The sequence below is a fragment of the Kribbella sp. NPDC051586 genome (assembly GCF_044453965.1).
In the GTDB taxonomy this organism is placed as follows: Bacteria; Actinomycetota; Actinomycetes; order Propionibacteriales; family Kribbellaceae; genus Kribbella.
Window position 1 is genome coordinate 154,755 of the sequence record NZ_JBITDF010000006.1, and the last position, 11,873, is coordinate 166,627.

At 69.8% G+C, this 11,873-nt stretch carries 12 protein-coding genes; 1 reads left to right on the top strand and 11 read right to left on the bottom strand.

The features are described 5' to 3' along the window. Positions 1 to 140: 140 nt before the first annotated feature. The 9 genes from ACIA58_RS38760 to ACIA58_RS38800 all read right to left on the bottom strand — a co-directional run bounded on the left by ACIA58_RS38760 (position 141) and on the right by ACIA58_RS38800 (position 7,951). Positions 141 to 296: a hypothetical protein gene (locus ACIA58_RS38760; protein ID WP_233715190.1), complete on the bottom strand. Its 156-nt coding sequence runs from the start codon at positions 294 to 296 to the stop codon at positions 141 to 143. A 188-nt stretch (positions 297 to 484) separates the two neighbouring features. Further along, positions 485 to 1,339 (bottom strand): bifunctional DNA-formamidopyrimidine glycosylase/DNA-(apurinic or apyrimidinic site) lyase, encoded by an 855-nt coding sequence (gene mutM / locus ACIA58_RS38765; protein WP_396408861.1) that lies wholly within the window; start codon positions 1,337 to 1,339, stop codon positions 485 to 487. A gap of 13 nt (positions 1,340 to 1,352) precedes the next feature. Beyond that, positions 1,353 to 2,084 carry a ribonuclease III gene (gene rnc / locus ACIA58_RS38770; RefSeq protein ID WP_396408862.1) on the bottom strand — a complete coding sequence of 244 codons (732 nt, stop codon included), beginning with the start codon at positions 2,082 to 2,084 and terminating at the stop codon, positions 1,353 to 1,355. A gap of 14 nt (positions 2,085 to 2,098) precedes the next feature. Next, positions 2,099 to 2,290 carry a 50S ribosomal protein L32 gene (gene rpmF, locus ACIA58_RS38775; protein WP_130387616.1) on the bottom strand — a complete coding sequence of 64 codons (192 nt, stop codon included), beginning with the start codon at positions 2,288 to 2,290 and terminating at the stop codon, positions 2,099 to 2,101. Between the two features lie 62 nt (positions 2,291 to 2,352). Beyond that, positions 2,353 to 2,874 (bottom strand): YceD family protein, encoded by a 522-nt coding sequence (locus tag ACIA58_RS38780; RefSeq protein ID WP_396408863.1) that lies wholly within the window; start codon positions 2,872 to 2,874, stop codon positions 2,353 to 2,355. A 129-nt stretch (positions 2,875 to 3,003) separates the two neighbouring features. Continuing rightward, positions 3,004 to 3,471 (bottom strand): pantetheine-phosphate adenylyltransferase, encoded by a 468-nt coding sequence (coaD, locus tag ACIA58_RS38785; RefSeq protein ID WP_396408864.1) that lies wholly within the window; start codon positions 3,469 to 3,471, stop codon positions 3,004 to 3,006. A 12-nt stretch (positions 3,472 to 3,483) separates the two neighbouring features. Next, positions 3,484 to 4,044, bottom strand: a complete 561-nt coding sequence (rsmD, locus tag ACIA58_RS38790) for a 16S rRNA (guanine(966)-N(2))-methyltransferase RsmD (protein WP_396408865.1) — start codon at positions 4,042 to 4,044, stop codon at positions 3,484 to 3,486. Next, positions 4,041 to 6,287 carry an ATP-dependent DNA helicase RecG gene (recG, locus tag ACIA58_RS38795; protein WP_396408866.1) on the bottom strand — a complete coding sequence of 749 codons (2,247 nt, stop codon included), beginning with the start codon at positions 6,285 to 6,287 and terminating at the stop codon, positions 4,041 to 4,043. The genes rsmD and recG overlap by 4 nt, the downstream gene beginning before the upstream one ends. Continuing rightward, complete coding sequence (locus ACIA58_RS38800) at positions 6,284 to 7,951, bottom strand: DAK2 domain-containing protein (RefSeq protein WP_396408867.1); 1,668 nt, start codon at positions 7,949 to 7,951, stop codon at positions 6,284 to 6,286. The genes recG and ACIA58_RS38800 overlap by 4 nt, the downstream gene beginning before the upstream one ends. Before the next feature lie 127 nt (positions 7,952 to 8,078). On the opposite strand from ACIA58_RS38800, the gene ACIA58_RS38805 reads away from it, so the two are divergent. Then, on the top strand, positions 8,079 to 9,086 hold the full coding sequence (locus ACIA58_RS38805; protein WP_396408868.1) for an SAM-dependent methyltransferase: 1,008 nt from the start codon (positions 8,079 to 8,081) through the stop codon (positions 9,084 to 9,086). 502 nt (positions 9,087 to 9,588) lie between these two features. Here ACIA58_RS38805 and rpmB read toward each other — a convergent pair. Both rpmB and ACIA58_RS38815 read right to left on the bottom strand, forming a co-directional pair. Then, on the bottom strand, positions 9,589 to 9,810 hold the full coding sequence (rpmB, locus tag ACIA58_RS38810; protein WP_130449155.1) for a 50S ribosomal protein L28: 222 nt from the start codon (positions 9,808 to 9,810) through the stop codon (positions 9,589 to 9,591). A gap of 72 nt (positions 9,811 to 9,882) precedes the next feature. Beyond that, a complete protein-coding gene (locus tag ACIA58_RS38815) occupies positions 9,883 to 11,871 on the bottom strand; it encodes an aldo/keto reductase (RefSeq protein ID WP_396408869.1) in 1,989 nt (662 codons plus the stop codon). Positions 11,872 to 11,873: the final 2 nt, after the last annotated feature.

Below are 11,873 nucleotides of genomic sequence, written 5' to 3' on the forward strand. Positions count from 1 at the left end.
CGGCGAGAGGGCCGACTCAGGGCAACAGAAGCTGAACATTCACTGCTTGTATACACAGGCGGCGGAGGCCCGGACGGGGGCCACCGCCGTGGTTGTGCGGACGGTCGAGATGCAATTCTCTGTTGTCGCGGCTAGGGTCCTCAGACCGAAGCGGGGGCGCGCAAAGCCTCGTCGACGGTCAGCAGGCGACCCTCGTGAATCTGTGCGACGAGGTGGTCGTTCTCTGCCTGCAGACGCATCACGTGCGCCTCCAGGTCGGCGACACGCCGGTTGAGCAGACGAACCTGCTCGAGCATGCGCGGGTCAGTGCCTCCAAGATGCCCTAGAAGAGCCTTGGCCATTGTGCTGTCCTCCGGAAGGGTTCTGGCCGGGTGCGCTCCAGGTCCTGGTCATGAAGGAGCGCCGAAAATGTGTGCCGTCTTTCAGGGTGACACCGGCGGGGGCGACGGGTCAACCTGGGCCACATTTATTAACGATACCTCGCTCACCAGCGAACGTGGCGTGGAACCGGCTGACATTTCGGGCACCGGTACGACGAACGGTTCATGAACGGCTCGCGACGGATCGGCCTGCCGTCCCGCGGGCACGGCGATCCCTCCTGTCCGTAGACGTTCAGGCCGCGCTCGAAGTACCCCGATTCCCCGTTGACGTTGACGTACAGCGCGTCGAAGCTGGTGCCACCAACGTTCAGCGCCTCGGCCATCACCTCGTGCGCCTGCTGCAGAATCCCCTGTATCTGCAGGGGTTTCAGCGTTTCGGTTGCCCGGGCGTAGTGCAGCTTCGCCCGCCACAACGCCTCGTCGGCGTAGATGTTGCCGATCCCGCTGACCACGGTCTGATCCAGCAGCGCCCGCTTCAGACCGGTCCGCCGGCGCCGGATCTTCGCCGTCACGGCGGCCGGATCGAACAGAGGATCGAACGGGTCCCGGCCGATGTGGGCGATCTCGGCGGGCAGCTCCGCGCCGCCCTCGGAGTACGACAGACCACCGAACATCCGCTGGTCCACAAAACGGACCTCTCCGAGGTCGTCCGCAAAGCGGAACCGGACCCGGAGATGCGGCTCGTCGGGCGCGCCGACCGGCTGGACCCGGAACTGGCCGCTCATCCCGAGGTGGGTGAGCACGGCGTCGCCGGAGACCAGCGGGAGCCACAGGTACTTCCCGCGGCGGGCCGGCTCGGCGAACACCTGGCCCTTGAGCCGGGCCACGAAGTCGTCCGGCCCGGCGGCGTGGCGCCGTACCGGACGGGGGTGCAGGACTTCGACCGCGTCGATGATCCGGCCGGTGGTGAACTCCGCGAGACCCCGGCGGACGACCTCTACCTCAGGAAGCTCAGGCACTCAGGGCTGCCGCTCAGGGCTGCTGAGAGGGGTCCGTGCTGTCGGGGTGCGCGGCGCGCAGGGCCTTCCAGGCGGTCTCGGCGGCCTGCTGCTCGGCTTCCTTCTTGCTCCGGCCGATGCCGTGACCGTACGTGTCGGAGCCGATCCGGACCCGGGCCTCGAACGTCTTCGCGTGGTCCGGTCCGGACTCGGCGATCACGTACTCCGGGACGCCGACGCTGAGCTGGGCGACCAGCTCCTGCAGCGACGTCTTCCAGTCCAGGCCGGCGCCGAGCCGGGCCGACGACTCCATCAGGTCGTCGAACAGCCGGTGCACCACGCTGCCCGCGGTCTCGAAGCCGCGGTCCAGGTAGACGGCGCCGATCAGCGCCTCGACGCAGTCGGCCAGGATCGACGACTTGTCCCGGCCGCCGGTGGCTTCTTCGCCGCGGCCGAGCCGCAGGTACTTGCCGAGCTTGAGCTCGCGGGCGACACCCGCGAGCGCACGCATGTTGACCACCGCGGCCCGTAGCTTGGCCAGTCGGCCCTCGGACAGGTCCGGGTGGTTCCGGAACAGCGACTCCGTGACGATGACGCCGAGCACGGAGTCCCCGAGGAACTCCAGCCGCTCGTTCGTCGGCAACCCGCCGTTCTCGTACGCGAACGAGCGGTGGGTGAAGGCGTGCTCCAGCAATTCGTCAGCCAGCGATACGCCGAGCCGCTGGTTCAGCTCGGCGTAGAGCCCCGTTTCGTTGGCAGAGTTCACTGGGTTGGTGCCGTTTAGCTCTCGACGACCTGGCGGCGCTCGCCCTTGGCGCCGTACTGGCCGCAGTTGGGGCAAACGGTGTGCTGCAGGTGCTTCGCGCGGCAGGCGGGGTTCACGCAGGTCACCAGCGACGGGGCAGTGGTCTTCCACTGGGCCCGGCGGCTACGGGTGTTGCTGCGCGACATCTTCCGCTTCGGAACGGCCACGGTTATGACTCCTCGGTTCGGCCGGGGGCTGGTGGACCCGGCCGGCTAGCTGACGTTGGTGTTCAGTTGTGGTGCGGTGGTTCATCCTGCTGGAGCAGGCCGCCGAGGGCGGCCCAGCGCGGGTCGACGCCGTCCTCGTGCTGATGGCCGGGCTCGTCCGCCAGGCGCACCCCGCACTCGGGGCACAGACCCGGACAGTCGTCCGTACACAGCGGCTGGAACGGCAGTGCGAGCACCACCTGGTCCCTCAGCACCGGCTCGAGGTCGATCAGATCGCCCTCCATCCGGCTGGCCTCGTCCGGCTCGGCTTCGCTCTCCGGGTAGACGTACAGCTCCTGGACGTCAGCGAGGAACTCGTCCTCGATATCGACCAGGCACCGCGCGCACTCCCCGACCAGACGGCCGCGGGCCGTACCGGTGACGAGCACCCCTTCGACCACCGCTTCCAGTCGTAGATCGAACTGGATCGGGTCGCCTTCGGGGACGCCGATCACGTCGATTCCGAGATCCGCCGGCGCCGGTGCCGTAAAGGTGACTTCGCGTTGGGACCCGGCGCGGCGCGACAGCTCGTGCGTATCGATCACGAGTGGGGACCGCGGGTCCAAGACGCTCAGAGCAGACCTTTCAGGCGTGGGCAGGCAGGAACTCGGTCTCGTCGAGACCGGTGATCTACACTACCAACTCCCCGGCCGCTGGCCCAATTCGGGGTGATCCTAGAACTTGTGCAGTAACCGGGAGTGAACAGCCGGCGTCACGAACGTGCTGACGTCGCCGCCCAGGCGGGCGATCTCCTTGACCCAGCTGGAGGAGATGAAAGCGTTCTCCGGCGCGGTCGGGAAGAAGATCGTATCGACCCCGGTCATCCGCCGGTTCAGCTGGGCCATCTGCAGCTCGTAGTCGTAGTCGGCGGCCGAGCGCAGGCCCTTCACGATGACGCCGGCGCCCTCGGCCCGGCAGTAGTCGACCAGCAGCCCGTCGAAGGTGCCGACCCGCGCGTTCGGGAACGGCGCGACCAGCTCGGTGAGCATCTCGATCCGCTCCTGCGGCTCGAACAGCCGGTTCTTCGACTGGTTCACGCCGGTCGCGACGATCAGCTCGTCGAAGGCGGCGGACGCCCGGGTGACGATGTCGAGGTGCCCCACCGTGGGCGGGTCGAAGGTCCCTGGAAACAGTGCTTTCATTTTCGGCCAGCCTTAGCCATGGCGGTGACCGTACCAAAGGCGGGCCTCGCCGTACTTGCGATCCCGCAGCGCGGCGAACCCCTCCGGCCACTCCCATGGCTCCCGCTTGCCCCGCTCGACGACCACCACCGCGTCGTCGGCGAGCCATCCACCGGCGGCCAGGCTGGTCAGCACGTCCTGCAGCTCGGCGGTCTCCAGCTTGTACGGCGGGTCCGCGAACACAAGATCGAACCGCGCCGGCGCATCACTCGCAGTGATCTTCTCGACCGGGCGTGTCACGAGCTTCGCGCCCGGCAGCCCCACGACCTTGATGTTCGCGGCGATCACGTCGGCGGCCCGCCGGTCCGACTCCACCAGCACCACGTCCGCGGCGCCACGCGACAGCGCCTCCAGCCCGATCGCGCCCGATCCGGCGTACAGGTCGAGCACGGCCAGCCCGTCGAAGCTCCCGAACTCCGACTCCAGCGACGAGAACAACGCCTCCCGCACCCGGTCCGCCGTCGGCCTCGTCCCGCTCCCCGCCGGCACGGTGATCCGCCGCCCACCGGCCGCTCCCCCGACGATCCGGCTCACGTCTTCTCCAGGTACTCGGTGGTCTCGGACTCCAGAGCCGCCCGTACGACGGCCTTGAGCACCGGGTACTCGGCGAGGTCCGCGTCGACCGAGACGATCGAGTTCGCGACGTGGCGGGCGGCGAGGATGATGTCCTCGTCCCGGAGCACGCTCAGCAGCTTCAGACTGGTCCGCCGGCCGGACTGCGCCACGCCGAGCACGTCGCCCTCCCGCCGGGTCTCCAGATCGATCCGGGACAGCTCGAACCCGTCGGTCGTGGACGCGACGGCGTCGAGTCGCCCGTACGAGCGCGATCCCGGCCACAGATCAGTGACGAGCAGGCACAACCCGGGCACCTTGCCCCGCCCGACCCGGCCACGCAGCTGGTGCAGCTGGGAGATGCCGAACCGGTCAGCGTCCATGATCACCATCGTCGAGGCGTTCGGCACGTCGACACCGACCTCGATCACGGTGGTCGCGATCAGTACGTCGATGTCGCCGGCCGCGAACCGGGACATCACCGCGTCCTTCTCGTCGGCGGGCAGCCGCCCGTGCAGGATTTCGACGCGCAGGTCGTACAGGATCTCGCCGAGCGCCTCGGACACCTGCAGGACGGAGATGGGCGGCCGTGCCTGCTGCTTCTTGCCGCCCTTCTCCTCCTCGCCCGCGACGAACTCGCCTTCCTCGTCGCCGGCGTTCTTGACGTCGTCGCCGATCCGCGGGCACACGACGTACACCTGATGACCCTTGCCGACCTCCTCGCGAACCCTGGTCCAGGCGCGTTGCAGCCACTCCGGCTTCTCCTTGGCAGGGACGACCGACGACTGGATCGGTGACCGCCCGGCCGGGAGCTGGGTCAGCGTCGAGACCGCGAGGTCGCCGAACACCGTCATCGCCACGGTCCGCGGGATCGGCGTCGCGGTCATCACCAGCACGTGCGGGGTGTTGTCGCCGGACTTCGCGCTCAACGCGGCCCGCTGCTCGACCCCGAACCGGTGCTGCTCGTCGACCACGACGAGCCCGAGATCGGCGAACTGGACCTTGTCCTCGAGCAGCGCGTGCGTCCCTACGACGATCCCGGCCGCACCGCTGGCCGCGTCGAGCATCGCCGTACGGCGTCCTGCGGCGTTCAGCGAGCCGGTCAGCAGGCCGATCTTGGTGGCATGCTCTGCGCCGCCGAGCATGCCCTGCTCCGCGAGGTCGCCGAGCATCTTGGTGAGCGTCTTGTGGTGCTGGACGGCCAGCACTTCGGTCGGAGCGAGCAGCGCCGCCTGACCCCCGTTGTCGACCACGGACAGCATCGCCCGCAGCGCGACCACGGTCTTGCCGGAGCCGACCTCACCCTGCAGCAGCCGGTGCATGGGGTGCGGCCGGGCCAGGTCGGCGAAGATCTCCTCCCCCACCTCCGCCTGTCCCTCGGTCAGCTCGAACGGCAGCCGCTGGTCGAACTCGTCGAGCAGACCGCCCTCGACCCGCGGCCGCGGTACGGCGTTCAGCGCATCCGTCACCGCTCGGCGCTGGGCCAGGATCGTCTGCATCACCAGTGCTTCCTCGAACCGGAATCGCTGCTGCGCGTCCTGGATGTCCTTCTCGGTATCGGGGAGATGCACCTTCTGCAGGGCTTCGCGCAGGCCGAGCAGCTTCTCGTTGCGCAGGATCAGGTCCGGGACGGGGTCGTCCAGCCGGTCGTCGAGGCTGTCCAGGACGATCTTGACGGACCGCTCGATCGTTGCGGTCGGCAACTTCGCGGTCGCCGGGTAGAGCGGCCGGAACGGCCGGGCCCGGCGCTCGATCTCGGCCTCGGTGAGGTCCTCCTCGTCGAGGATCTCGGTGCCGGGATTCTTCAGCTGCATGGTGTCGCGGAACATCGTCACCTCGCCCCAGAACAGGGCGGAGGTGCCGGGGGTCAGCTTCGTCAGCAGCCAGGGCTGGTTGAAGAAGGCCGCTTCGAGGTCCCTGCGGCCGTCGGTGACGACGACCTTGGTGATCGTCCGCCGCTTGCGGAACTTGTGGACCTCGTCCGGCCTGATCTCGACCTTGCTGTCCAGCGAGCGGGCGGTGACCTTCTTGACCCGCCCGTTGACGGTGGCCTGGTCGCCGACCTCGAGCTCGTCGAACGGGGTCAGCTCGCCCTTCTTCAGGTACCGCCGCGGGTAGTGCCGCAGCAGCTCGCCGACGGTCTCGATCTCGAGCACGTCGGCGAACGTCTTGGCCGTCTTCGCCCCGAGGAAGTCGCGGAGCTTGCGGTCAATGTCGGTCCTCATTCCACCCCGATCAGCAGCGGGTACCTGTCCTGTCCTCCGTCGTACACCACGACGTCGACATCTTTGCGCTGCCGGCGTACGTGCCGCTCCACCGCCTCGGCCAGGGCCGGGTCCGCGTCCCGGCCGGTGACGATCGTCAGCAGCTCGCCTCCGCCGCCGAGCAGCCGGTCGACGACGCCCACCGCGGCCGTCGCCAGGTCCTCGGTGATCAGCGCGAAGTCGCCGTCGACCACGCCGAGCGCGTCGCCGATGCGGCAGCGGCCGGCCATCGTCCAGGCGTCCTTGATCGCGATGGTGACCGCGCCGTGGCGGGTCTGGCCGGCGGCCGCGGACAGGTGGACGACGTCGTCGTCGAAGCTGCGTTCCGGGTCGTGGACGGCGATCGCGGCCAGGCCCTGGACCTGCGCGCGGGTCGGGATCACGGCGACCCGGATCCCGTCCTGGCGGGCGGCGGTGGCGGCGGCCTCGGCGACCGCGATCGAGTCCTGGTCGTTGGGCAGGATCACGATCTCGGGTGCCTGGGACTGCTCGATCGCCTGCAGCAGTTCGCCGGTCGAGCAGCGCCGGCCGGGGCCGCCGCGGATGACCCGGGCGCCCGCCTCGGCGTACAGGTCGGCCAACCCGTCGCCGGCGACGACCGCGATCACGGCGCGGCCCGGGGCGGGTTCGTGGTGGAGCGCCTGGTCGGCGAAGTGGGTGACGCGGATGCGGTGCGGGCGTCCGATGTCGATGCCGTGCTCGATCGCGGCGCCGACGTCGTCGGTGTGGACGTGGACGTTCCAGAGCCCGTCGCCGCCGACCACGACGACCGAGTCGCCGAGAGCGGCCAGGGACTGCCGGAAGTCTCCGACCTTGTCGTCGGGCGCGTCGAGCAGGTACATGACCTCGTACGCCGGTCCGTCCTCGCTCTCAGCGCTCTCGCCTTGCGGTTCGACCCTGGCCGGTACGTCGACTCGCACGTGCTGTCCGGTGAGCACCGACTCCATCGCGCCGAGGATCACCACCAGGCCGGCTCCCCCGGCGTCGACGACGCCCGCGCGCCGCAGTACGTCGAGCTGCTCGGTGGTCCTGGTGAGGGCCTGCCGGGCGGACGCGACGGCGGCCAGGCAGACGTCGGCGAGGGTCTTGCCGTCGTTCGCGGCAGTCATCGCGCCGGTGGCCGCGGCGCGGGCGACGGTCAGCATGGTGCCCTCGACCGGCTGGGCGACCGCTCCGTACGCGGCGTCGGCGGCGTACTTGAGCGCGTCGGCGAAGGCGGCGGCTTCGCTCATCCGCGGGTCCGCGAGCACGCCGCTCGCGCGGTCACTGCGGTCGCCGCGGTTGTTGCGGTCGCTGCGGTCACTGCGATCACTGCGGTCGCGTGGGAGGTTCTCGTCGAGGCGGAGGCCGCAGGCGCGGATGAGCTGGGAGGTGATCACGCCGGAGTTCCCGCGGGCACCGAGCAGGGCGCCGCGGCCGAAGGCCTGGATCGCCTCGGTGAAGGTCAGCTCGCCCTTGGGCAGCGCGTCGCAGGCGGCTTCCCAGGTCAGGTAGAGGTTGGTACCGGTGTCGCCGTCCGGCACCGGGTACACGTTCAGCTCGTCGATCTCGGTCCGGGCCCGCGCCAGCTCCGCCAGCGCCGTCCGCGCCCAGGCCCGCAACACCTCGACCGTCAATTCCTCCACGCCCGGAAGGCTAACGCGTACCGAAGGACAGGTGGTGGTGCCCTCCGGAGCGGATTCGGCCCGCTCGCCACGCGTGCACCGGCGTATACGTAGTCGACTACGTCCTGTCGTTAGGTACGGTTCCGGGGTGAGCGGCGTCCGGAGTGTGTTGTTCTCGTTCGCGTCTGACAGTTACCGGTACGCGGTTCGCGAGATCCGGGAGGCATTTCCGGGTGAGCACCGGTTCGAGCGGCTCGGGGCCGAGGTGGCGCGGCTGGCGGACACCGCGGTCGGTGTCGGGGAGTTCGCGGCGGCGTGTGACGAAGGCCGCATCATGTTCGTCCGGCATCTGACCCGCGAGGTCGCCGGCTATCCACTGGACGACCTGCCGACCGAGTCCGAGCTCGCGACCACGCTGGTCGAGGAGATCCAGGCCAGGTCGGTCGCCGTCCAGGCCTGGATCGACGGCGCCGGCACCGGCGGCTCGTACCGCCGCTTGATCGCCGACGCGCTCGGGACCCGTGGGATCAGCACGGAGCTCGCCGGGCAGGACGTCGTCGTGTCCGGCGTCGCGGCCGGCAAGCAGTTGCTGATCGGTGTGAACCGGCTGGCGGACAGCTTGTCGGACTGGCCCGGCGGGCGGATGCGGTTGGCTCGTGGGGAGGAGCGGGTGTCGCGGTCGGAGTTCAAGCTGGAGGAGGCGATCGCGACCTTCGGGCTGGAGCTGCCGGCGGGCGGGAAGGCGCTCGACCTGGGCGCCTCACCGGGCGGCTGGACGCGCATCCTGCGGCAGCACGGGCAGGAGGTGTGGTCGGTGGACCCGGGTTCGCTGGACCCGCGGCTCCGCGGCGATCGGCGGATCCACCACGAGGCGACGACCGCGGGCCGCTTCTTCGCGGCCAACCGGGTCCGCTTCGACGTGGTGGTCAACGACATGCGGATGGACCAGGTCCTGAGCGCCCGGATGATGCTCGACGCGGCGGCCCATCTCCAACGCGGCGGCCTGGCGATCGTCACGTTGAAGGGCGGCGGCAAGAACCCGCTGGACGGGGCCCGCCACGGCATCGACGTCCTCCGCGAGCAGTACGCCGTACTCCACGCCCGCCAACTCCACCACAACCGCAACGAGATCACCATCATCGCCCACCGCCACTGACCCCACCCCCACCACCCCACCCACCGGCCCCACCCACCGGCCCCACCCACCGGCCCCACCGCCGGCGCGACCGCCGGCGCGACCACCTGCCCCCACCACCTGCGCCGACCACCTGCCCCAACCACCCGGGCCCCACCACCGGGCCCCACCGCCGGCGCCGACCGCTGTTCCAACCAGAGGGGTTATCCCCTCCTGCTGGGGGTTATGCGCTGGTAGACCACCGAAGAACCCCCAACCCGAGTGGATATCCCCTCGAACGCGGCAACGCCGGCGCGAGGCACGGCCGGCGCGAGGCACGGCCGGCGCGAGGCACGGCCGGCGCGAGGCACGGCCGGCGCGAGGCACGGACGGCGCGAGGCACGGACGGCGCGAGGCACGGACGGCGCGAGGCACGGCCGGCGCGAGGTGAGGTGCGGGACGGGCGGGGTCCGGGCGCACGAATAGGCGCCCGGGGCGAACCCGGGCGCCTATCGAAAGGCCCTACACGGAGTAAAGCTGGGGATCAGCCGACGACGCGCTGGACCTTGCCGGCCTTGATGCAGGACGTGCACACCTTCAGCTTGGTCGGGGTGCCCTTGATGAGCGCCCGGACGGGCTGGATGTTGGGGTTGAACCGCCGGGGCGTGCGAGCCTTGACCCGGCGGATCATCGCGCCCTTACCCAAGCGGGCAACGCTGTTGCCGAACGTCGGCTGCTTGCCGCAGACATCGCACTTCTTAGACATGATTCTCCGTGTTCAGGGTCGTGACACCGACAGACCATGTTACATGGGTGTCAGCGAGCCACCAATTCGGCTTCAGGACGTGAGGTAGGCCACTTCGTCCTCGGTCAACGACACCGACAAACCTGGTGTCGAGGTGCGGGTTTCGCTGACGTGCCGCGGCCCGATCAGCGGAAATACAGGATACGGCTGGTGCAGCAGCCACGCCAAAGCGATGGCGGTCGGCTCGACGCCCTTGGCCTTCGCCAGCTCCCGCGCGCGGTCCAGCCGGCGGAAGTTCTCGTCGGAGTAGAAGCAGCGCACGAGCTCGGCGTCCGAGGTGTCTTCCGGCTTGGCCCGGCCGGTGAAGAATCCGCGGGCCTGGCTCGACCACGGGAACAGCGCGACCTGCCGCTCCCGCAGCCACGCCTGCGATTCGTCGTCGGACACGTGCCGGCAGCCGGCCCACGGTACGTCGTACGCGCGGGCGAGGCTGAGGTGGTTGCTGAGCAGCGTGAACGGCTGCTTGCTGTTCGCCTCGGCGTACGCGTTGGCCTCGTCGAAGCGTCCCAGCGACCAGTTGGAGCCGCCGAACGCCTTGATCCGGCCGGCTTTGAAGTGCTCGTCCAGCACGTCGACGAATTCGGAGACCGGGATCTCCTCGTTGTCGCGGTGCATCAGGTACAGGTCGACGTGGTCGGTCTGCAGCCGCTCGAGGCTCTCGTGCAGCTGGCGGGTGATCGACTCGGGGTCGCAGTGCGGCGTGTGCGCGCCCTTGCCGATGACAACGACCTCGTCCCGGTTGCCGCGGGACTTCATCCACTGCCCGAGCAGCTTCTCGCCGCGTCCGCCGCCGTAGATGTACGCCGTGTCGAACGTCGTACCGCCGCGCTCGACGAAGTCGTCGAAGATCACCGCGGCGTGCGGCAGCGTCTGCTGATTGTCGACGCCCATGACGAGCCGGGACACCTGCTTATCCAGCCCGGGCACCTTCCCGTACGTCATCGGGGCGTCGTCGCGCCGGGTGAGGGGCCGCCCGGTCGCGGTCGGGACCGTCGCGTCGTCCCGCTCGCTCGCGTACTGCTGCCCGATCGCGGCCCGCCACTGGTCCTGGACGGTGAGGTTGCCGATCGTGTCGGCCCAGCTCATCTCCGGGGCTTGCTTGGCGCCGGACTGGATCGCCGCCTGCACCGCCTCGGCCTCGGCGGTGTAGATGAGGGCCGGCTCGGCGGAGATGTCCCGCGGCTCCTCCCCTACCTTGTGCAGGGTGACGTGGCTGGGCTTGCCGTCGCCGCCGAACCACGGGTCCTCGACGACGAGGTATCCCTCGCTGCCGAAGATCCGGACCTGGTTCTGGTCGGACAGGCGTACGCCGGTGCTGACCTGCGCGGTGACGCCGCCGTCGAAGAACAGCGTCGCGACGGTCCATTCGTCGACGCCGGTCTCGCCGACGTGTCCGACAGCGCTGACCGCGGCCGGGTCGGCGAACGGCTGTCCGGCGGCGATGCCGGCGATCAGCCGCGCGTACGAGACCGGGTAGCCGCCGACGTCGAGGATGCCGCCGCCGGCCAGTTCGTCGGCGAAGATCCGCGACTCGGGCCGGAAGCCGGCGGCGAACGCGAAGGTGGCCTGGATCTGGTGGACCGTGCCGATCTCGCCGTCGCGGACCAGCTGGGTGACCAGCTTGGTCTGCGGCAGGCACCGGTACATGTACGCCTCCATCAGGAAGACGTCGTTGCGGACCGCGGCCTCGATCATCGCCTCGGACCAGGCCCGGTTGATCGCGAGCGGTTTCTCGCACAGCACGTGCTTGCCGGCCTCGGCGGTCTTGATCGCCCACTCGACGTGCATCGGGTGCGGGGTGGCGATGTAGACCGCGTCGACGGTGTCGTCGGCCAGCAGATCGTCGTACGAGCCGTGCCGGTGCGCGATGTCCCACTTGTCGGCGAAGGCGTTCGCCGAGTCGAGGGAGCGGCTGCCGACGGCGACGACCTCGTTGGTCTTCGACGTCGGCACCTGGCTGGCGAACCGGGAAGCGATGTTGCCGGTGCCGAGGATGCCCCAGCGGAGCGTGTGGTCAGTCAAAA

Bases quoted from the DNA above. Each gene is read 5' to 3' on its own strand.
- coaD (WP_396408864.1), bottom strand. From the start codon at position 3,471: ATGAAAGCACTGTTTCCAGGGACCTTCGACCCGCCCACGGTGGGGCAC.
- recG (WP_396408866.1), bottom strand. From the start codon at position 6,287: ATGAGGACCGACATTGACCGCAAGCTCCGCGACTTCCTCGGGGCGAAG.
- ACIA58_RS38760 (WP_233715190.1), bottom strand. From the start codon at position 296: ATGCTCGAGCAGGTTCGTCTGCTCAACCGGCGTGTCGCCGACCTGGAG.
- rpmB (WP_130449155.1), bottom strand. From the start codon at position 9,810: ATGTCTAAGAAGTGCGATGTCTGCGGCAAGCAGCCGACGTTCGGCAAC.